The following is a 19,862-nucleotide window of genomic DNA, read 5'->3' as shown; positions in this document are numbered from 1 at the left end:
ACACGAAAGTTTCGACTTGTGAGTGACACACAGCAGGGCGGGGCGGTCGCGACGAGCGCGCCCCCGTCCGTCGACGAGGGACTCCCGCCGGCCGCGCTGGCCGCGAAGTACGGCCTCTCGGTCAGCGGCGCCAGGCCCGGACTGTTCGAGTACGTCCGTGAGCTGTGGAGCCGCCGCCACTTCATCATGGCGTTCTCCTCGGCGAAGCTGACCGCCCAGTACAGCCAGGCCAAGCTCGGCCAGGTGTGGCAGGTGGCGACCCCGCTGCTGAACGCCCTGGTCTACTACCTGATCTTCGGGCTCATCCTGGGCGCGAGCCAGGGGATGTCCAAGGACGTGTACATCCCGTTCCTGGTCACCGGCATCTTCGTGTTCACCTTCACCCAGAGCTCGGTCATGGCCGGCGTCCGGGCGATCTCCGGGAACCTGGGCCTGGTGAGGGCCCTGCACTTCCCCCGGGCCTCCCTGCCGATCTCCTTCTCGCTCCAGCAGCTCCAGCAGCTGCTGTACTCGATGATCGTGCTCGTGGCGATCGTGGTCTCGTTCGGCAGCTACCCCTCCCTCCGGTGGCTGCTGGTGATCCCGGGCCTGTTCCTGCAGTTCGTGTTCAACGTCGGCCTGGCCATGATCATGGCCAGGATGGGGTCGAAGACCCCCGACCTCGCGCAGCTCATGCCGTTCGTGATGCGCACCTGGATGTACGCGTCCGGCGTGATGTTCTCGCTCCGCACGATGCTCGCCGACAAGCCGGCGTGGATCGGCGACATCCTCATGTACAACCCGGCGGCCGTCTACATGGACCTGATCCGGTACGCGCTGATCGACGGCTACGGCGCCGAGAACCTGCCGGCGCACGTCTGGATGACCGCGCTCGCCTGGGCCCTGGTCTTCGGCATCGGCGGCTTCGTCTACTTCTGGAAGGCCGAGGAGAGGTACGGCCGTGGCTGACACCGACACGAGCGCGAAGCGCTCCGACGTTCCCACCGTCATCTGCGACGACGTCCACATCGTCTACCGGGTCAACACCGGCGGCGGCGGCAAGGGCAGCGCCACGGCGGCGCTCAGCCGCATCGTCGGCCGCGGCAAGGCCGAGGTCAGCCGGGGCGTCCGCAAGGTCCACGCGGTCCGCGGCGTCACCTTCACCGCCTACCGCGGCGAGGCCATCGGCCTGATCGGCTCCAACGGCTCCGGGAAGTCCACCCTCCTGCGTGCCGTCGCCGGGCTGCTGCCCACCGAGAGCGGCAAGGTCTACACCGACGGCCAGCCCTCGCTCCTGGGCGTCAACGCGGCCCTCATGAACGACCTCACGGGTGAGCGCAACGTGATCCTGGGCGGTCTCGCCATGGGCATGAGCCGCGAGGAGGTGCGCTCGCGCTACGAGGGCATCGTCGACTTCTCCGGCATCAACGAGAAGGGCGACTTCATCAGCCTGCCCATGCGCACCTACTCCTCCGGCATGGGCGCCCGGCTCCGCTTCGCGATCGCCGCCGCCAAGAACCACGACGTCCTCCTCATCGATGAGGCGCTGGCGACGGGCGACCGCAAGTTCCAGATCCGCTCCGAGGAGCGCATCCGCGAGCTCCGCAAGGAGGCCGGCACGGTCTTCCTGGTGAGCCACAGCAACAAGTCCATCCGGGACACCTGCGACCGGGTGCTCTGGCTGGAGAAGGGCCAGCTCCTGATGGACGGGCCCACGGACGAGGTCCTCCGGGCGTACGAGCGGGAGACCGCCCGCTGACCCCCGCTCCCTCCCGGCGCGCCGCCCCCGCCCTCCCGGCGGGGGCGGTCCCTTTTCCGCGCGTCGTTCCGCCACCCGGAATGTTCATGCTGGCAACATCGGGCAGGATGAGCCCATGGCAGCGATCTCGGGGGGAAAGACCTACCACCACGGCGACCTGCGCAACGCGCTGATCTGCGCCGCCGTCGACCTCGCGACCGAGGGCGGCCCCGAGCGGGTCGTCCTGCGCGAGGCGGCCCGCCGGGTGGGCGTCTCGCCCACCGCCGCCTACCGGCACTTCGAGGGCCGGGGCGAACTCCTCCGGACCGTCAGGACACACGCCCGGTGCCTGCTCGCCGACGCCATGGAGCAGGCCGCGGGCCGCGAGCCCGGAGCCGACGACCCCGCCCTCGCGGCCGAGCGACGGCTGGTCGCCCTCTGCCGGGGCTACGTCGGCTTCGCCGTGGACCAGCCGGGCCTCTACCGGGCCGCGTTCTGCGTGCCCCGGCCGGACGGGACCCCCGGGCCGATGCCGGAGGGCCGGGCACCCGAGCCCGAGCTCCGCGCGTTCACCCTGCTCCGCGACGCCCTGGAGGGCCTCGCCCGCCTCGGCACCCCCCGTCCGGTCGTCCGTCCGGCCGCGGGCGCCGCCGCGTGGTCGGCCGTGCACGGACTGTCACTCCTGCTGCTCGAAGGGCCCCTCCGGCGCCTCCCGGCGCAGCGCAGGAACGCCGTCGTCGAGACCACCCTCGCCATGGTCGTCTCCGGCACCCGGGCGCTCTGACCGCACCGGAGGTTCGAACTCCCGCCCAGCTCAGGCGTGTTGACGAGGCGTGCGGCCGCACGCCCGGACGCCCGGCACCCCGGAATGGCGGCTGCCGCCGTGCCACGTAAGCTGGACCGGTCTGTTTCGCGGCAAGTAGGGCGATACTCCACGACCATCGAGCCTCCTGGCGGCGGCTCTACGGGCAGGGGTCGGCGGCGTGTCCGAAATAGGATGGATTGACTCGGCAGTGTAGAACGGGAGACGTGACGGCCATGACGCAGAATCTCCAGCTCCACGAGGGTCTCGCCGTCCCTCCGTCGGGCAGTGACCGGTGACGGACACCTGGCAGGCGCGCACCGACGCCTCCTCGCGCGCCACCCTCGGCAAGGCCGCGGACGAGAACTTCCCCGTGGCCCCCTTCTTCCTGCCCCGGGCCTGGCGGGACGACCTGATGGCGGTCTACGGCTTCGCCCGCCTCGTCGACGACATCGGAGACGGCGACCTCGCCCCCGGCGGCGCCGACGCCCGCCACCTCGGCCTCGACACGGCGACGGCGCGGGACCGGCTCGCCTTCCTCGACGCCTTCGAGGCCGACCTCCGCCGCGTCTTCGACGGCACCCCGCGCCACCCCCTCCTCCGGGGTCTCCAGCCGACCGTGCGCCGCCGCGGCCTCACCCCCGAACCCTTCCTCGGACTGATCGCCGCCAACCGCCAGGACCAGCAGGTCACCCGCTACGAGACCTACGACGACCTCCTCGCGTACTGCGAACTCTCCGCCAACCCCGTCGGCCGGCTGGTCCTCGCCATCACCGGCACCGACACCCCCGAGCGGATCCGGCGCTCAGACGAGATCTGCACCGCCCTCCAGATCGTCGAGCACCTCCAGGACGTGGCCGAGGACCTCGGCAACGACCGGATCTACCTCCCCGCCGAGGACCTCAAGCGGTTCCACGTCACCGAGAGCGACCTCGCCCGGCCCACCGCCGGAGCCTCCGTCCGCGCCCTGATCGCCTTCGAGGCCCAGCGGGCCCGCGACCTCCTCCACGCGGGCGCCCCGCTGGTCGGCAGCGTCCACGGGCGCCTCCGCCTCCTCCTGGCGGGCTTCACCGCCGGGGGACTCGCGGCCCTCGACGCGATCACCGACGCCGGACACGACGTGCTGACCGGCCCACCGAAGGCCACCAAGCCGAGCCTGATGCGCCAGGCGGGAGCGGTTGTGCTCCGGGCGCGGAGAGAGGGGTGAACGCGACCGTGGAGGCACAGCCCCAGCCGTCCGCACCGGTACTGGCCGCCTACAGCTACTGCGAGGCGGTCACCGGACAGCAGGCGCGGAACTTCGCCTACGGGATCCGGCTGCTGCCGACCGACAAGCGCCAGGCCATGTCCGCGCTCTACGCCTTCTCTCGGCGCGTCGACGACATCGGCGACGGCACCCTCGCGCCCGAGGACAAGCAGGAACGCCTGGAGGCCACCCGCGCGCTGCTCGACCGGGTCCGCGAGGGCAAGGTCGACGAGGACGACACCGACCCGGTCGCCGTCGCCCTCGCCGACTCGGCCCGCCGCTTCCCGATCCCGCTCGACGGCCTCGACGAGCTCATCGACGGCGTCCTCATGGACGTGCACGGCGCGACCTACGAGACCTGGGACGACCTCAGGACCTACTGCCGCTGCGTCGCCGGGGCGATCGGCCGCCTCTCCCTCGGCGTCTTCGGCACCCAGCCCGGCGCCCCCGGCGCCGACCGCGCCCCCGAGTACGCCGACACCCTGGGCCTCGCACTCCAACTCACCAACATCCTCAGGGACGTACGCGAGGACGCCGGGAACGGGCGGACCTACCTGCCCTCCGACGACCTCGCCAAGTTCGGCTGCGGCGAGGGATTCGGCGACGAGAAGCCGCCCGCCGGCTCCGACTTCACCGGGCTCGTCCACTTCGAAGTGCGCCGCGCCCGCGCCCTGTTCGCCGAGGGATACCGGCTGCTCCCCATGCTCGACCGGCGCAGCGGCGCCTGCGTCGCCGCCATGGCCGGCATCTACCGCCGGCTCCTCGACCGGATCGAACGCGACCCCGGGGCCGTGCTGCGCGGCCGGGTCTCGCTGCCGGGCCGCGAGAAGGCCTACGTCGCGGTCCGCGGGCTCTCCGGCCTGGACACCCGCACGATCGCCCGACGCACCGTCAGGAGGCGTGCCTGATGCGCCCGCACACCGCCTGCCAGGCCCGCCGGGCAACCCCGGCCGCCGCACCGGCGTCCCTGCGAGGGGCGACCGGGGCCGCGGGCACCCCGCACACGGCGCCCCGCCCGCGCCCCGCCGCGACGCACCGAACGGAGGTCGTGTGACCCACGAAGGAACCGGGCAGCACACCCGGCAGCCGCAGGCCGTCGTCGTCGGCGGCGGCCTCGCCGGGATCACCGCCGCCCTCCAGCTCGCCGACGCCGGCGTCGGGGTCACCCTCCTGGAGGGCCGGCCGCGGCTCGGCGGCCTCGCCTTCTCCTTCCGCCGGGGCGAGCTCACCGTCGACAACGGGCAGCACGTCTACCTGCGCTGCTGCACCGCCTACCGCTGGTTCCTCGACCGGGTCGACGGCGCCCGGCTGGCCCCGCTCCAGGACCGCCTCGACGTCCCCGTCCTCGACGTGGCGCACCCCCGCGGTCCCCGGCTCGGCCGGATCCGCCGCGACGAGCTGCCGGTGCCGCTGCACCTGGCACGCAGCCTCGCCGGCTACCCCCACCTCTCGCTCGCCGAGCGGGCCTCCGTCGGCCGCGCCGCACTCGCCCTGCGCAAGCTCGACCCCGCCGACCCGGCACTCGACGGCATCGACTTCGCCACCTGGCTCGGCCGCCACGGGCAGTCCCCGCGCACCGTCGAGGCCCTCTGGGACCTGGTCGGCATCCCCACCCTCAACGCCCCCGCCCCGCAGGCCTCCATGGGCCTCGCCGCCATGGTCTTCAAGACGGGCCTCCTCTCCGAGCCGGGCGCCGCCGACATCGGCTGGGCCCACGTCCCGCTCGGCGAACTCCACGACACCCGGGCCGCCAAGGAACTCGACGCCCTCGGGGTGCGCACCGCGCTCCGCACCAAGGCCGAGCGGATCTCCCGCACGGACGACGGGCGTTGGGCCGTCGAGGTGCCCGGCGAGACCCTCCTCGCGGACGCCGTCGTCCTCGCCGTACCGCAGCAGGAGACCCACGGCCTGCTGCCCGAGGGCGCCCTCGACGACCCCGACCGGCTCCTCGACATCGCCACCGCCCCCATCCTCAACCTGCACGTGGTCTACGACCGCAGGGTGCTCAAGCGGCCGTTCTTCACCACGCTCGGCTCCCCGGTGCAGTGGGTCTTCGACCGGACGGACTCCTCGGGGCTGACCGGCGGGGGCCAGTACCTGGCCGTCTCCCAGTCCGCTGCCCAGGACGAGATCGACGAACCCGTCGCCGCCCTGCGCGCGAAGTACCTCCCCGAGCTGGAGCGGCTGCTGCCCGCCGCGCGCGGCGCCGGGATCCGCGACTTCTTCGTCACCAGGGAGCGGACGGCCACGTTCGCCCCCACCCCGGGCGTCGGCCGGCTCCGCCCCGGCGCCCGCACCCAGGCACCCGGGCTCTTCCTGGCCGGGGCCTGGACCGCCACCGGCTGGCCCGCGACCATGGAGGGTGCCGTCCGCAGCGGATTCAGCGCCGCGGGTGCCGCGCTCTCCGCCCTCGGCCGCCGCCATGACCATCCGCTGCAGGAGGCGGCATGAGTGTGAGTACCGGAACAAGAGGAGAGACCGTGCCGACTGTGCCGCCGGGTAATCCGGCCGTCGACACCGCGGACGTGTCCGCACTGCTGGAGCGGGGGCGGACCCTGTCCACCCCCGTACTGCGGGCGGCCGTCGACCGCCTCGCGCCGCCCATGGACACCGTGGCCGCCTACCACTTCGGCTGGATCGACGCGCAGGGCAACCCCGCGGAGGGGGACAGCGGCAAGGCCGTCCGCCCCGCGCTCGCCCTGCTGTCCGCAGAGGCCGCGGGCGTCGCCCCCGAGGTTGGGATCCCCGGCGCCGTCGCCGTGGAGCTCGTCCACAACTTCTCGCTGCTGCACGACGACCTCATGGACGGGGACGAGCAGCGCCGCCACCGCGACACCGTCTGGAAGGTGCACGGCCCCGCGCAGGCCATCCTGGTCGGCGACGCCCTGTTCGCCCTGGCCAACGAGATCCTGCTGGAGATCGGCACCGTGGAGGCCGGGCGGGCGACCCGCCGGCTCACCACCGCCAGCCGCAAGCTCATCGACGGCCAGGCCCAGGACATCTCCTACGAGCACCGCGAGCGGGTCACCGTCGAGGAGTGCCTGGAGATGGAGGGCAACAAGACCGGCGCCCTGCTCGCCTGCGCGGTCTCCATCGGCGCCGTCCTCGGCGGCGCCGACGACCGCACGGCCGACAAGCTGGAGGAGTACGGGTACCACCTCGGGCTCGCCTTCCAGGCCGTCGACGACCTGCTCGGCATCTGGGGCGACCCCGAGTCCACCGGCAAGCAGACCTGGAGCGACCTGCGCCAGCGCAAGAAGTCCCTGCCGGTCGTCGCTGCCCTGGCCGCCGGCGGCCCCGCCTCCGAGCGGCTCGGCGAACTGCTCGCCGCGGACGCCAAGTCCAACGACTTCGACAGCTTCTCCGAGGAGGAGTTCGCCACCCGCGCGGCCCTCATCGAGGAGGCCGGAGGACGCGAGTGGACCTCCCAGGAGGCCCGCCGCCAGCACACGATCGCGATCGACGCCCTCCACGAGGTGGACATGCCCGCCCGGGTACGGGCCCAGCTCACCGCGCTGGCCGACTTCGTGGTCGTACGGAAGAGATGATCACCATCACCCTGATATGAGCTCGCGGTCGCCGGCCGGCGCCCTCCGGCGCCGGCCGACGGCAGACCCGTAGAAGCAGAAGTCACCGACTGCGCAAAGGGGAAGCCATGACAGCGACGACCGACGGAAGCGCCGGGGCCGTGGGCCCCCGGGCGACCGCGGCCAGCACGACCGACGAGCTCCGACGCGACGGGACCGGCGCACCGGGACCCGGCGGGTCCGCCCCGCCCGACCCGGCCCGCCTCGACGCGGCCGCCGCGCGGGCCACGGCACGCGCCGCGGAGCACCTCCTCGCCCGGCAGGACGCCGAGGGCTGGTGGAAGGGCGACCTGGAGACCAACGTCACCATGGACGCCGAGGACCTCCTCCTCCGCCAGTTCCTGGGCATCCTCGACCCCGCGACCACCCGCGCCGCGGCCCTCCACATCCGCCGCGAGCAGCGCGAGGACGGCGCCTGGGCCACCTTCTTCGGCGGGCCCGGGGACCTCTCCGCCACCGTCGAGGCCTACGTGGCCCTGCGGCTGGCCGGGGACGCGCCCGACGCCCCGCACATGGCCCGCGCCTCCGCCTGGGTCCGCGAACGCGGCGGCATCGCCTCCGCCCGGGTCTTCACCCGGATCTGGCTCGCGCTCTTCGGCTGGTGGCGCTGGGAGGACCTGCCCGAGCTGCCCCCGGAGCTCCTCTTCCTGCCCACGTGGTTCCCGCTCAACATCTACGACTTCGGCTGCTGGGCCCGGCAGACCATCGTGCCGCTCACCGTGGTCTCGGCGAAGCGTCCGGTCAGACCCGCGCCCTTCCCGCTCGACGAGCTCCACACCGATCCGGCCCGCCCCGCCCCGCCGCGGCCGCTCGCCCCGGCCACCGGCTGGGACGGCCTCTTCCAGCGCCTCGACAAGGCGCTGCACCTCTACCACCGGGTGGCACCCCGCGCCCTGCGCAGGACCGCGATGAACCAGGCCGCGCGCTGGATCATCGAGCGGCAGGAGAACGACGGCTGCTGGGGCGGCATCCAGCCCCCGGCCGTCTACTCGATCATCGCCCTCCACCTCCTCGGCTACGACCTCCGGCACCCCGTCATGCGGGCCGGGCTCGAATCCCTCGACCGCTTCGCCGTCTGGCACGAGGACGGCTCGCGGATGGTCGAGGCCTGCCAGTCGCCGGTCTGGGACACCTGCCTCGCCACCATCGCGCTCGCCGACGCGGGGCTCGCCCCCGACCACCCGGCCCTGGTGAAGGCGGTCGACTGGATGCTCGACGAGGAGATCACCCGGACCGGGGACTGGGCCGTCCGGCGGCCCGGGCTGCCCCCGGGCGGCGGCTGGGCGTTCGAGTTCCACAACGACAACTACCCGGACATCGACGACACCGCGGAGGTCCTGCTCGCCTTCCGCCGCGTCCGGCACCCCGACCCCGCCCGGCTGGAGGCGGCCGTGGCCCGCGGCACGCGGTGGACGCTCGGCATGCAGTCCAAGGGCGGCGCCTGGGGCGCCTTCGACGCCGACAACACCAGCGCCCTCCCCAACAAGCTCCCCTTCTGCGACTTCGGCGAGGTCATCGACCCGCCCTCCGCCGACGTCACCGCCCACGTGGTGGAGATGCTCGCCTTCGAGGGACTGGCCGACGACCCGCGCACCCGCGGGGGCATCGACTGGCTGCTCGCCGCCCAGGAGCCGAACGGAGCCTGGTTCGGCCGCTGGGGCGTCAACCACGTGTACGGCACGGGATCGGTCCTGCCCGCCCTCACCGCGGCCGGGCTGCCCGCCTCCCACCCGGCGATCCGCCGGGCGGTCCACTGGCTCGGTTCCGTCCAGAACGAGGACGGCGGCTGGGGCGAGGACCTCCGCTCGTACCACGACGAGGCCTGGATCGGCCGGGGCGCCTCCACGGCCTCCCAGACCGCCTGGGCGCTGATCGCCCTCCTCGCGGCCGGCGAGCGGGACTCCGAACCCGTCCGGCGGGGCGTCGCCTGGCTGGCCGGCACCCAGCGCGAGGACGGCACCTGGGACGAGCCGTACTTCACCGGCACCGGCTTCCCCTGGGACTTCTCGATCAACTACCACCTCTACCGGCTGGTCTTCCCGCTCACGGCGCTCGGCCGCTACGTGCACGGCGAGCCCTCGCCCGCCAGGGCCCGCTGATGGGCCGCGAGCCGGGCCCCGGCGCCCCACCGCCCCTGCTGATCGCCTGCGCCCTCGGCATCGAGCAGCTCGCCCTGCGCACCGGGGACCGGACCGGCGCCCCCGGGCCCGTCACCGTGCTCCGCACCGGCATGGGGCCCGACCGGGCCCGGCGGGCCGTCTCCCGGGCCCTCGGCGACCACGGATGGCAGGACGCCGCCGTGATCGCCTCCGGCTTCTGCGCCGGCCTCGCCCCCGGGATGCACCCCGGGGACCTGGTCGTCGCCGACGAGGCCCGCGGGCCCGCCGGCACGATCTCCTGCACCGGGACCGAGCTCCTGGTGAAAGCCCTGGTCAGGGCCGTACCGGGGCGGGCCGTGCACACCGGGCCGCTGACCGGTTCCGACCACGTGGTGCGCGGTCCCGAGCGGGCCGCGCTGCGGGCCACCGGCGCGATCGCCGTCGACATGGAGTCCGCGGCGACCCTGGGGACCGCCCGCGGCGGGACCGGGCCGGACGTCCGTCCGGTTGCGGCCGTCCGGGTGGTCGTGGACGCTCCAGAACATGAACTGGTCCGGATCGGCACGGTACGCGGGGGAATATCGGCCTTCCGTGTCCTCCGTGCCGTCCTTCCCGCTTTCTTCGAATGGCACCGTTCTTTGCTGCTCCCCAGGAGGTGAGCGAGTTATGGCCATGCCGCTCCGTCAGTCCATCCGGGTCGGGACCTACCTCTTCGAACAGAAGCTCCGCAAGCGTGACAAGTTCCCGCTGATCGTCGAGCTGGAGCCGCTCTTCGCCTGCAACCTCAAGTGCGAGGGCTGCGGGAAGATCCAGCACCCGGCGGGTGTCCTCAAGCAGCGCATGCCGGTCGCCCAGGCGGTCGGCGCCGTCCTCGAGTCCGGCGCCCCCATGGTGTCCATCGCGGGCGGCGAGCCCCTGATGCACCCCCAGATCCACGAGATCGTGCGCCAGTTGGTGGCCAAGCGGAAGTACGTCTTCCTCTGCACCAACGCGATGCTGCTGCGCAAGAAGCTGGAGAACTTCACCCCGTCGCCGTACTTCGCCTTCGCCGTGCACATCGACGGCCTGCGCGAGCGACACGATGAATCCGTCGCCAAGGAGGGAGTGTTCGACGAGGCGGTGGCCGCCATCAAGGAGGCCAAGCGGCGCGGATTCCGCGTCACCACCAATTCGACCTTCTTCAACACCGACACCCCGCAGACCATCATCGAGGTGCTCAATTTCCTCAACGACGACCTCCAGGTCGACGAGATGATGATCTCGCCCGCCTACGCCTACGAGAAGGCCCCCGACCAGGAGCACTTCCTCGGCGTCGAGCAGACCCGGGAACTGTTCAAGAAGGCCTTCGCCGGCGGCAACAGGCGACGCTGGCGCCTCAACCACTCGCCGCTCTTCCTGGACTTCCTGGAAGGAAAGGCGGATTTCCCGTGCACCGCCTGGGCCATTCCCAACTACTCGCTCTTCGGCTGGCAGCGGCCCTGCTACCTGATGAGCGACGGCTACGTCCCCACGTACCGCGAACTCGTCGAGGACACCGACTGGGACAAGTACGGCCGGGGCAAGGACCCGCGCTGCGCCAACTGCATGGCGCACTGCGGCTACGAGCCCACCGCCGTCCTCGCCACCATGGGTTCCCTGAAGGAGTCCCTGCGCGCGGTCAGGGAGACGGTCTCCGGGAACAACGGGTGAGCGACCGTGACGGGTGAGTTCGACCTGCGGGAGCTGCTCGCCGAGCGCGGCGGCGAGCGCTACGAGCTGCACGCCCGCTACCTCAACCACCAGCTGCCGCGCATGCTCCACACCATCGGCTTCGACAAGGTGTACGAGCGGGCCGAGGGTGCCCACTTCTGGGACGCCGACGGGGTCGACCACCTCGACATGCTCGCCGGCTTCGGCGTGATGGGCCTCGGGCGGCACCACCCCGTCGTCCGCAAGGCCCTCCACGACGTGCTGGACGCCCAGCTCGCCGACCTCACCCGCTTCGACTGCCAGCCGCTGCCCGGCCTCCTCGCCGAGCGGCTGCTCGCCCACAGCCCGCACCTCGACCGCGTCTTCTTCGGCAACAGCGGCACGGAGGCCGTGGAGACCGCCCTGAAGTTCGCCCGGTACGCCACCGGGCGGCCCAGGATCCTCTACTGCGCCCACGCCTTCCACGGGCTCACCACCGGCTCCCTCTCCGTCAACGGGGAGAACGGCTTCCGGGACGGCTTCGCCCCGCTGCTGCCGGACACCGCGATCGGCCTCGGCGACCTCGACGCCCTGGAGCGGGAGCTGCGCCGGGGGGACGTGGCGGCCTTCGTCGTCGAGCCCATCCAGGGCAAGGGCGTCCACGAGTCCCCACCGGGCTTCCTGTACGCCGCCCAGGAGCTGCTGCACCGGCACGGGGCTCTCCTCATCGCCGACGAGGTGCAGACGGGCCTGGGCAGGACCGGCGACTTCTACGCCTACCAGCACGAGGAGGGCGTCGAACCCGACCTGGTCTGCGTCGCCAAGGCGCTCTCCGGCGGCTACGTGCCGGTCGGCGCCACCCTCGGCAAGGACTGGATCTTCAAGAAGGTCTACTCGTCCATGGACCGGGTCCTCGTCCACTCGGCGAGCTTCGGGTCCAACGCGCAGGCGATGGCGGCCGGGCTCGCGGTCCTCTCGGTCATGGAGACCGAGGGGACGGTCGCGCACGCCCGCCGGATCGGGGACCTGCTCTCCGGACGCCTGAAGGAGCTCGTGCCCCGGTACGAGCTGCTCCACGAGATCCGCGGCCGCGGGCTGATGATCGGCATCGAGTTCGGCCGGCCGTCCTCGCTGGGGCTGCGCGGGCGCTGGACCATGCTCCAGGCGGCCCGTAAGGGGCTCTTCGCCCAGATGGTCGTCGTCCCGCTGCTCCAGCGCCACCGGATCCTCACCCAGGTCTCCGGCGACCACCTGGAGGTGATCAAGCTGATCCCGCCGCTGGTCGTCGACGAGGCGGACGTGGACCGGTTCGTCACGGCGTTCACCGCGGTGATGGACGAGGCCCACGGCGGCGGCGGTCTGATGTGGGACTTCGGGAGGACCCTGGTCAAGCAGGCGGTCGCACAGCGCTGAGAGCGCGCTCCGGGCTTTTGCCTCTGAGGCAAGAAACTTGCCTCAGAGGCACGATCCTGGCGGAATGGACCCATGGACCACGTCCCCGGGGAGCCCTCCCCGGACCCCGCCGTCCCGGCCCCCGGCGCGCCGGGCACCGCCGGCCCCGACGTCCTGCCGGACGTCGCCCCGCAGCTGCGGGCCCTGCGCCGTCGCCGGGGCCTCACCCTGGAGGCCGCCGCCCAGCGGGCCGGACTCTCGCCCGCCCACCTCTCGCGGCTGGAGACGGGGAACCGGCAGCCCTCGCTCCCGATGCTGCTCGCCCTCGCCCGCATCTACGGTACGACGGTCTCCGAGCTCCTCGGCGAGACGCCCCCCGGGCGCGACCCCGTCGTCCGCGCCGGACGCTCCGAGCCCGTCGAGGCCGACGGCTGGATCTACCGGCAGGCGGGCGGCGCCGGGCGCGCCCTGCAGTGCCTGCGGGTGCACGTGCCGTACGCCACCCGGGGCGACATCGTGCGCGTCCACCCCGGTGAGGAGTGGATCCACGTCCTGGACGGCCGGGTGCGGCTCGCGCTCGGCGAGGCCGTCCACGTCCTCGATCCCGGGGACAGCGCGCACTTCGACTCGCTGACCCCGCACCGGATCGGGGCGGCCACCCCCGGCGGGGCCGAGCTGCTCTTCGTCCACACCCTCCTGCAGAGTCCCGTCGCCGAGCTGTGTCTCGGCGACGGAACCCCGCACCGGCGCTGATCCCGTACCTCCTCCGAGAGAAAAGGACCGAGATGTCCGAGAAGTCACGACCTGTCACCGGTGAAGAGCGCGGCGAGGGCCGGTTCCCCAAGGGGCTCGTCCTGCGCCTCTTCGCCTATCTGATCGCCGGGCACCTCTTCGCCGGCTTCCTCTATCTGCTGTTCGTGATGGGCGGGCAGAACCAGTAGGTCCCGGTCACGCCTCGGTGAGGAGCCGCAGGCGCAGCAGCTCGCGGGTCTCGGGGGACAGCTTCAGGCCCTCGGCGAGGTAGGCGTCCACCGAGCCCCAGGTCTCCTCGATCGTCTCGAAGGCGCCGCGCAGGTACTCGATCCGCGCGTCGAACAGCGGGCTCAGCAGCTCCATCACCGCGGGCGACATCGCGTCCGGGGCGGTGGAGCTGCGGCGCACCCTGTAGCGGCGGTGCGGGTCGTTCGACTTCACGTAGTCGGCCTCGATCGCCTCCCGCTCGACCCCGACCGCCAGCAGGGTGATCGCGATGGAGAGCCCGGCACGATCCTTGCCGGCCGCGCAGTGCATCAGGGCGGGCAGGCTGTCCTCGGCCAGCGCGTGCAGGATCCGGCTGTGCTCCGCGGTCCGCTCGACCACCATCTTCCGGTATGAGTCGGACATACGGGCCGCCGCCTTGCCGTCGCCGAGGATGGCGTGCAGCTGGGCGATGTCGCCCTCGCGGACCAGCTTCCAGAACTCCTTGCCCTCGGCCGGGTCGTTGAGGGGGATGTTCACGTTCCGCACGCCCGGCAGCTCGACGTCGGGACCCTCGACCTTCCGGTCGGCGAGGTTCCGGAAGTCGAAGACCGTGTGCAGCCCCAGCGAGTCCAGGAAGACGACGTCCTCCTCGGTGGCGTGGGCGAGGTGGCCGCTGCGGAAGAGACGGCCGGGGTGCACGGCACGCCCGTCCGTCGTCGGCAGGCCGCCCACGTCCCGGAAGTTGCGGACCTCGGCCAGCTCGGGCTCGTTCGCCTCGACGGGCGGGACCTGCGGCAGCTGCTGCGTCACGGATGCTCCTGATGGGTCGACGTTCGGATGTCCGAAGCGAGATCGGTTCCAGGGGCAATCATCCAGGTGGGACCGGTATGACGCACCCCCCTGGACGGGAATGGGTGAACTGTCCGAATTGAGCCCTTGTGTATAACGCGCCCTGTTTACAGGCGAGATGGGTTCCAGCGCGTGAGCAGGGTCATAGAAGTGACGGATCGTGGCCGACCGCCCGGAGCAATCACCGTGCTCGAAAAGGAAATCGAGGGTCCGTCATCCACGGAGGGTGACCGGAATTCCCGGTCGATTACGGGAACCGGAAAGCCGGGAGAAATCATCGGCTTGTTCGCGCCGACCCCGCTCGTCTAGCGTCACCGTCAATCCGGTCGGACCGCCGAATCCTGCCACCGTCCGGAATTCCACCCATCCCATGCGTGGCAGGAGCGGGGGACCCAGGAAGTACGCCGGTCCCGCGACGCAGGACGGCTCGGGGTGAAGCCGCGCGAGAGCGCGGCCGGGCATCTCCAGTCCGAACCCGACAGCTCACCTCGCAGGCGCCGGAGAGGAATTCGCCATGCCCGCGAAGGGTAAGCACCGCCGCATCAAGTCCAACCGCCTCACCCGCGGAATCGCCGCCGCCGGTACCGGAGGCGCCGTCGTCGCCCTCCCGCTCCTCGGTGCCACCGGCGCCCACGCCGCCGAGCAGGCCGCCCCCGCCGCCGCTCCCGGCCAGGCCGTCACCGCCGCCGCGCAGACGAAGGCCCCCGCCGCCGCCAAGACCGGCAAGGCCGCGCCGAAGACGTACGCCGTCGTCCGGGGCGACTACCTGTCGAAGATCGCCGCCGACCACGACCTCGCGGGCGGCTGGCAGCAGCTGTACAAGGACAACCGCCAGGTCGTCGGCGAGAACCCCTCGCTCATCCTGCCCGGCATGAAGCTCACCCTCGGCGGCAAGAGCACCGCCAAGGCCACCGCCCCCAAGAGCGCCGCGCCCAAGGCCGCCGAGAGCTCTTCGAAGAACGGCGACACCCCGCGCGCCTCCCGCGGCGGCGAGCGCTCCGCCGCCCCGGCCGCCAGCGCCCCCGCCGCGGAGACCTCGGCCGCGCCGAAGTCCTCGACCTCCTCCTCCGGCTGGGTCGCCCCGGTCAGTGGCGGCATGTCCACCCCGTACCGCGCCTCCGGCTCCATGTGGTCCTCCGGCTACCACACCGGTGTCGACTTCATGGCCTCCACCGGCACCACGGTCATGGCCGTCGGCCCCGGCACCGTCTACTCCGCCGGCGACGGCGGCGCGTACGGCAACCAGGTCGTCATCCAGCACGCCGACGGCACCTTCTCCCAGTACGCGCACCTCTCCTCCATCACCGTCTCCGCCGGCCAGACCGTGAACGGCGGAGACCAGATCGGCCTCTCCGGCGCGACCGGCAACGTCACCGGCCCGCACCTGCACTTCGAGATGCGCACCGGGCCGGAGTACGGCTCGGACATCGACCCGATCTCCACCCTGCGCCAGCACGGCGTGAACATCTGACGCACCGTCGTCCCACGGAGGCCCGGCACGCACGTGCCGGGCCTCCGGCCGCTTACTCCGTCTATTCCGGCTTGGCGAATTCTTTATCGGTGGCATATGTCACCCGGCGTCAACCCCTCCTTACGGTCGCGTAGGTCACATCCGAAAGGGAAGGATGTGCTCCCGTGGCAGACGATTCGAGATCAAGAGACCAGCACGCATTCGGGTCGTACGCGGCGATCGGTGACAGCTTCACCGAGGGCGTCGGCGACCCCGGGCCCCGCGGGACGTACGTCGGCTGGGCGGACCGCTTCGCGGTGCTGCTCGCCGACCAGCTGCCGGAGCACGACGCCTTCCGCTACGCCAACCTGGCGGTACGCGGGCGCCTCCTCGACCAGATCGTGGCGGAACAGGTCCCCCGGGCGAAGGAACTCGCCCCCGACCTGGTGACCTTCTGCGCCGGAGGCAACGACATCATCCGCCCCGGCACCGACCCCGACGAGGTCGCCGAGCGCTTCGAGCGCGCCGTCGCCGGACTCACCTCCGCCGTCGGCACCGTCATGGTGACCACCGGCTTCGACACCCGCGGCGTCACGCTCCTCAAGCACCTGCGCGGCAAGATCGCCACGTACAACGGGCACGTCCGTGCCATCGCCGACCGCTACGGCTGCCCCGTCCTCGACCTCTGGTCCCTGAGGTCGGTCCAGGACCGGCGCGCCTGGGACGCCGACCGGCTGCACCTCTCGCCCGACGGCCACACCCGGGTCGCCCTGCGCGCCGCCCAGGTCCTCGGCCTGCCCGTGCCCGCCGACCCGGACCAGATCTGGCCGCCGGTCCCCCCGCGCGGGCCGCTCGAAGTGCGCCGCGACGACATCCTCTGGGCCAGGGAGTACCTCGTGCCCTGGATCGGACGCCGACTGCGCGGCGAGAGCTCCGGCGACCACGTCGAGGCGAAGCGACCCGACCTCATGCCCCTGTAGCCCAGGGGGCCCGCGGCGGCGGCACGACGGCGGGGATCCGCTCCAGGACCCCGCCCGCGAAGACGTCGTACAGCGGCAGCGTCTCCAGATGGACGTACCCGATGTGGCAGTCGCAGACGGCGAGGGGGCAGGCGCGGGGGCGCAGGGCGGCGCGGTACGAGCCGTCGTACAGGTTCCCCAGCTCGGCCTTGACGAAATGGCAGCGCCGCACGGTCCCCTCGCCGTCCACCGAGACGACCGACTCGCCCGTCCGGCACGGGAGCCCCGCCGAGCGGTGCGGCTGCCTGCTGTACGGGAAGAGCGGATCGATCCGCGTCCACTCCGCGGCCTCCGCGTCCGCGTACGTACGCCCCTCCGCGGCGTTCACCCAGAGGTACACGTGCGCCGGAAGCGCGGCCCGCAGCCGCCGGGCGTCCTCCGCGTGCTCGGGGAGCCCGACCACGCCGACGCTGAAGCGGATGCCCCGCCCGGCCAGTTCCCCGCACTTGGCGAGGAACCGCTCGTACGGCGTCTGCCCCGGGTGGTACGTGCACCAGAGCGCCACGCCCTCCGGGTCCGCCTCCGCCAGCCAGTCCGTCCGGCAGCTCAGGTTCGTCTGGATCGCCACCCGCTCCACGTGCGGCAGCCGGGACAGCTCGACGAGCGCCCGCCGGTACCAGGAGCGCACCAGGCCCTCGCCCCACGGGGTGAAGAGGACGCGCAGCCGGTCCCCGGTCTGCCCGGCCGCCCACCCGGTGAACCGTTCGAGCGCCGCCCGGTCCGCGCGCAGCTGCTCCCGGCTGTCCCGGCGCTTGGCGAAGGGGCAGTACGGACAGTCGAAGTCGCAGGAGGACAGCGGCCCGCGGTAGAGCAGCGTCAGGTCCATCCCCCCGTCCGAGGGGAGCGGCGCCCCGGGGCCGGGGGACGGCTGCCGGAACACCGGCGGTGTCAGGTCCACGGCCACCCCTACTTCGGCTCGTACGCGGCCATCGCGGCCCGCACCGAGGGGGAGAACAGCTCCGGACCGAGACCGTCCGAGTGGGCCAGGCCCTCGGGGGAGAGCCGCAGCAGCCCGGCCGGCGCGTCCCCGTCCAGCCAGCCGAGCGCCTCGAACCGGTCCAGCTCCGCGGGGAAGTCCGCGAAGGGCGAGGAGCCGAACCGCTCCTCGTACCCGGTGACCGGCATGCCCTCGGCCTGGAGCAGGGACTGCAGAAGGTGACGGCGCCGGGCCTCCCCGGCGTCGACCCAGCGGCCGACCTCGGCCCGCGAGAAGTCCGCGGTCTCCGTGTAGGCGTCGATGATCGTGCGGATCTCCCGCATCTCGACGGCGTAGTCGAAGGAGTAGTGGAGCGCCGAGGTGTACGAGCGGGCCCCGCAGCCCAGGCCGATCATGCCGTCGGTCTGGCAGGCGTAGTCGTCGGGGCCGAGCGGCGCGGCGTCCGCCCGGCGGAACATCCGCATGGACACCTGCTCGTAGCCGTGCGCGCGGAGGTGGTCCCGGCCGCACCGGTAGAGCCGCAGCCGCTGCTCGTCCCACTCCCGGTCGGCGGCGGGGGAGATCCGGCCGAGCCCGGTGAGGGGCCGCACGTACAGGGGGTAGAGGTAGAGCTCCTCCGGGCGCCAGGCGAGGGCGGCGTCCAGCGAGGCGCGCCACGTCTCCTCCGTCTGCCCGTCGATCCCGTAGATCAGGTCGATGTTGAGCACCGGAACGCCGGTGTCCCTGATCCGGCCCAGGGCCGACTCGACGTCGGCGCGGCGCTGCGGCCGGACGGCCGCCCGCGCCTCGGCCTCCACGAAGCTCTGCACACCGATGCTGAGCCGGGTGGCGCCCCGCTCGGCGAGCAGGGCGAGGCGGTCGGCGGTCGCCGTGGACGGCGAGGTCTCCACGGACAGCGGCACGGCACGCAGATCCACGCCCATCCGCTTCTCGGCGATGTCGCAGAGCCGCTCCAGCTCGCCGGCGGTGAGGAAGGTGGGGGTGCCCCCGCCGAACGCCGCCGTGGCGAACCGCACCGGGTCCCGGTCCCCGAGCGCCTCGCGGACGGCCGCGGCCTGGCGGTCGAGCGCGTCGAGGTAGCGGGTGGTCAGCTCGTCGGGGGCGCCGATCCGGGTGAAGAGATTGCAGAAGCCGCAGCGGACCTCGCAGAACGGTATGTGCGCATAGAGGGAGAGCGCGTCCTTCGGCTCGTCCCGCCAGAGCGCGGCGAGCGGGGGAGCGGGCGCGGGCAGGGGCCGGTACGCCGTCTTGTGCGGGTAGGCGTAGACGTAGCTCCGGTACGGGCGCGGGGCGGCGGTGTCGCTCATGCCGAGGTCCCCCGCTCCGGCCCGGCGAGTTCGAACTGCGCGTACGGGACGGTCCAGACGACCTCGTGGCCGAGGCGGTGACCGGTGTACCCGTCGTCCCCGTAGGCGGTGCCGTGGTCGGAGGAGACGATCGCGAAGCACGGGCGGCGGCTGCTCATCGCGGCGAAGAGCCGCCCGATGTGCCGGTCGACGTACTCCAGGGCGGCCGCGTGGGTGGCCCGCGAGTCGCCCGCCTCGCGGGTGGCGCCCTGCAGGTGGAACCAGTTCGGCTGGTGCAGCGCGGCCACGTTGACGAAGAGGAACAGACGGCGCTCCCGCGGGAGCCCGGCGACGACCTCCTCGGCGCGGGCGACCTGCGCCTCGAAGGAGGTGGGGGAGGCCACGCCGAACGACGGGTCCCAGTGGCTCTCCTGGAAGAGGGCAGGGAGCACCGTGCCGAGCGGCGGCTGCTTGTTGAAGAAGCCGACTCCGCCCACGCAGACCGTCCGGTAGCCCGCGCCCGCGAGGGCGGACACGAAGTCCGGGGTGTCGTGGACCCAGGTGCCGTCGGCGGTCGTCTCGCTGCCCGCGAAGCGTGCGGCGAACAGGCGCGGGTGCGGCCCGGGGGAGGCCGGGGTCGGCAGGAACCCGGCGAAGATCGCCTGATGGGAGGCGTAGGTGAAGCTGCCGGGCGCGTGCCGCCGCTCCCAGGCGCCGCCGGGCAGATGGCGGGCCAGATTCGGGATGCGGCCCTCGGCGGCGAGCTCGGCCGCCACGTCGTACCGCAGGGTGTCGAGGGTGACCAGGAGCAGGTCGTGGCTCCCGACGATCCTGTTCATGTCGGGCTGGT

19 protein-coding genes and 1 riboswitch are annotated in these 19,862 nt (G+C 72.7%); of the genes, 15 read left to right on the top strand and 4 right to left on the bottom strand.

Annotated features, from left to right (window positions below; all coding sequences use genetic code 11):
* The first annotated feature begins 18 nt into the window (after positions 1 to 18).
* The 13 genes from ACF09E_RS10325 to ACF09E_RS10265 all read left to right on the top strand — a co-directional run bounded on the left by ACF09E_RS10325 (position 19) and on the right by ACF09E_RS10265 (position 13,452).
* Entirely contained in the window at positions 19 to 948 is a 930-nt protein-coding gene (locus ACF09E_RS10325; protein ID WP_392204751.1) for an ABC transporter permease, read from the top strand.
* Entirely contained in the window at positions 941 to 1,738 is a 798-nt protein-coding gene (locus tag ACF09E_RS10320) for an ABC transporter ATP-binding protein (protein WP_383431652.1), read from the top strand. The genes ACF09E_RS10325 and ACF09E_RS10320 overlap by 8 nt, the downstream gene beginning before the upstream one ends.
* Before the next feature lie 115 nt (positions 1,739 to 1,853).
* Positions 1,854 to 2,501, top strand: a complete 648-nt coding sequence (locus ACF09E_RS10315; protein WP_361854641.1) for a TetR/AcrR family transcriptional regulator — start codon at positions 1,854 to 1,856, stop codon at positions 2,499 to 2,501.
* 313 nt (positions 2,502 to 2,814) lie between these two features.
* Positions 2,815 to 3,726, top strand: coding sequence for a squalene synthase HpnC (gene hpnC, locus ACF09E_RS10310; RefSeq protein ID WP_392204750.1), 912 nt, complete (start codon positions 2,815 to 2,817; stop codon positions 3,724 to 3,726).
* Positions 3,723 to 4,673 (top strand): presqualene diphosphate synthase HpnD, encoded by a 951-nt coding sequence (gene hpnD / locus ACF09E_RS10305; RefSeq protein WP_392204749.1) that lies wholly within the window; start codon positions 3,723 to 3,725, stop codon positions 4,671 to 4,673. The genes hpnC and hpnD overlap by 4 nt, the downstream gene beginning before the upstream one ends.
* 142 nt (positions 4,674 to 4,815) lie before the next feature.
* The gene (hpnE, locus tag ACF09E_RS10300) at positions 4,816 to 6,216 is read left to right on the top strand and encodes a hydroxysqualene dehydroxylase HpnE (RefSeq protein WP_392204748.1); all 1,401 of its coding nucleotides are present in this window, start codon (positions 4,816 to 4,818) and stop codon (positions 6,214 to 6,216) included.
* Complete coding sequence (locus ACF09E_RS10295; RefSeq protein WP_361854657.1) at positions 6,213 to 7,313, top strand: polyprenyl synthetase family protein; 1,101 nt, start codon at positions 6,213 to 6,215, stop codon at positions 7,311 to 7,313. Before hpnE ends, ACF09E_RS10295 begins: the two co-directional genes overlap by 4 nt.
* Before the next feature lie 107 nt (positions 7,314 to 7,420).
* Positions 7,421 to 9,451: a squalene--hopene cyclase gene (shc, locus tag ACF09E_RS10290; protein WP_392204747.1), complete on the top strand. Its 2,031-nt coding sequence runs from the start codon at positions 7,421 to 7,423 to the stop codon at positions 9,449 to 9,451.
* Entirely contained in the window at positions 9,451 to 10,110 is a 660-nt protein-coding gene (locus ACF09E_RS10285) for a 1-hydroxy-2-methyl-2-butenyl 4-diphosphate reductase (protein ID WP_388795696.1), read from the top strand. Before shc ends, ACF09E_RS10285 begins: the two co-directional genes overlap by 1 nt.
* Positions 10,111 to 10,117: 7 nt before the next feature.
* Positions 10,118 to 11,140, top strand: coding sequence for an adenosyl-hopene transferase HpnH (hpnH, locus tag ACF09E_RS10280; protein ID WP_388795693.1), 1,023 nt, complete (start codon positions 10,118 to 10,120; stop codon positions 11,138 to 11,140).
* Positions 11,141 to 11,146: 6 nt separating this feature from the next.
* The gene (locus ACF09E_RS10275) at positions 11,147 to 12,532 is read left to right on the top strand and encodes an aspartate aminotransferase family protein (RefSeq protein ID WP_392204746.1); all 1,386 of its coding nucleotides are present in this window, start codon (positions 11,147 to 11,149) and stop codon (positions 12,530 to 12,532) included.
* Positions 12,533 to 12,604: 72 nt separating this feature from the next.
* Positions 12,605 to 13,264, top strand: coding sequence for a helix-turn-helix domain-containing protein (locus tag ACF09E_RS10270; RefSeq protein WP_388795687.1), 660 nt, complete (start codon positions 12,605 to 12,607; stop codon positions 13,262 to 13,264).
* A gap of 32 nt (positions 13,265 to 13,296) precedes the next feature.
* A complete protein-coding gene (locus ACF09E_RS10265; protein WP_392204745.1) occupies positions 13,297 to 13,452 on the top strand; it encodes a DUF6126 family protein in 156 nt (51 codons plus the stop codon).
* A 7-nt stretch (positions 13,453 to 13,459) separates the two neighbouring features.
* Here the strand turns inward: ACF09E_RS10265 and ACF09E_RS10260 are convergent, their stop codons facing one another.
* Complete coding sequence (locus ACF09E_RS10260) at positions 13,460 to 14,281, bottom strand: tyrosine-protein phosphatase (protein WP_392204744.1); 822 nt, start codon at positions 14,279 to 14,281, stop codon at positions 13,460 to 13,462.
* A gap of 389 nt (positions 14,282 to 14,670) precedes the next feature.
* A riboswitch (cyclic di-AMP (ydaO/yuaA leader) is annotated at positions 14,671 to 14,830 on the top strand.
* A gap of 4 nt (positions 14,831 to 14,834) precedes the next feature.
* On the opposite strand from ACF09E_RS10260, the gene ACF09E_RS10255 reads away from it, so the two are divergent.
* Together ACF09E_RS10255 and ACF09E_RS10250 are read left to right on the top strand one after the other, a co-directional pair.
* On the top strand, positions 14,835 to 15,791 hold the full coding sequence (locus ACF09E_RS10255) for a peptidoglycan DD-metalloendopeptidase family protein (RefSeq protein ID WP_392204743.1): 957 nt from the start codon (positions 14,835 to 14,837) through the stop codon (positions 15,789 to 15,791).
* A 164-nt stretch (positions 15,792 to 15,955) separates the two neighbouring features.
* Positions 15,956 to 16,750: an SGNH/GDSL hydrolase family protein gene (locus ACF09E_RS10250; RefSeq protein ID WP_392204742.1), complete on the top strand. Its 795-nt coding sequence runs from the start codon at positions 15,956 to 15,958 to the stop codon at positions 16,748 to 16,750.
* Here ACF09E_RS10250 and ACF09E_RS10245 read toward each other — a convergent pair.
* The 3 genes from ACF09E_RS10245 to ACF09E_RS10235 form a co-directional block, all read right to left on the bottom strand.
* On the bottom strand, positions 16,737 to 17,615 hold the full coding sequence (locus ACF09E_RS10245; protein WP_392205011.1) for an STM4011 family radical SAM protein: 879 nt from the start codon (positions 17,613 to 17,615) through the stop codon (positions 16,737 to 16,739). The two genes, ACF09E_RS10250 and ACF09E_RS10245, sit on opposite strands and share 14 nt — an antisense overlap.
* Positions 17,616 to 17,695: 80 nt before the next feature.
* Positions 17,696 to 19,033, bottom strand: coding sequence for an STM4012 family radical SAM protein (locus tag ACF09E_RS10240; RefSeq protein WP_392204741.1), 1,338 nt, complete (start codon positions 19,031 to 19,033; stop codon positions 17,696 to 17,698).
* On the bottom strand, positions 19,030 to 19,851 hold the full coding sequence (locus ACF09E_RS10235; RefSeq protein WP_392205010.1) for an STM4013/SEN3800 family hydrolase: 822 nt from the start codon (positions 19,849 to 19,851) through the stop codon (positions 19,030 to 19,032). The genes ACF09E_RS10240 and ACF09E_RS10235 overlap by 4 nt, the downstream gene beginning before the upstream one ends.
* Positions 19,852 to 19,862: the final 11 nt, after the last annotated feature.

Origin of the sequence: Streptomyces sp. NPDC014891 (genome assembly GCF_043081085.1) — a bacterium.
Classification (GTDB): Bacteria; Actinomycetota; Actinomycetes; order Streptomycetales; family Streptomycetaceae; genus Streptomyces.
This window is presented reverse-complemented; position numbering and strand designations above follow the sequence as displayed.

Bases quoted from the DNA above. Each gene is read 5' to 3' on its own strand.
- ACF09E_RS10295 (WP_361854657.1), top strand. From the start codon at position 6,213: ATGAGTGTGAGTACCGGAACAAGAGGAGAGACCGTGCCGACTGTGCCG.
- ACF09E_RS10255 (WP_392204743.1), top strand. From the start codon at position 14,835: ATGCCCGCGAAGGGTAAGCACCGCCGCATCAAGTCCAACCGCCTCACC.
- ACF09E_RS10240 (WP_392204741.1), bottom strand. From the start codon at position 19,033: ATGAGCGACACCGCCGCCCCGCGCCCGTACCGGAGCTACGTCTACGCC.
- ACF09E_RS10265 (WP_392204745.1), top strand. From the start codon at position 13,297: ATGTCCGAGAAGTCACGACCTGTCACCGGTGAAGAGCGCGGCGAGGGC.
- ACF09E_RS10315 (WP_361854641.1), top strand. From the start codon at position 1,854: ATGGCAGCGATCTCGGGGGGAAAGACCTACCACCACGGCGACCTGCGC.
- hpnH (WP_388795693.1), top strand. From the start codon at position 10,118: ATGGCCATGCCGCTCCGTCAGTCCATCCGGGTCGGGACCTACCTCTTC.
- ACF09E_RS10285 (WP_388795696.1), top strand. From the start codon at position 9,451: ATGGGCCGCGAGCCGGGCCCCGGCGCCCCACCGCCCCTGCTGATCGCC.
- ACF09E_RS10235 (WP_392205010.1), bottom strand. From the start codon at position 19,851: ATGAACAGGATCGTCGGGAGCCACGACCTGCTCCTGGTCACCCTCGAC.
- ACF09E_RS10270 (WP_388795687.1), top strand. From the start codon at position 12,605: ATGGACCACGTCCCCGGGGAGCCCTCCCCGGACCCCGCCGTCCCGGCC.
- ACF09E_RS10245 (WP_392205011.1), bottom strand. From the start codon at position 17,615: ATGGACCTGACGCTGCTCTACCGCGGGCCGCTGTCCTCCTGCGACTTC.
- shc (WP_392204747.1), top strand. From the start codon at position 7,421: ATGACAGCGACGACCGACGGAAGCGCCGGGGCCGTGGGCCCCCGGGCG.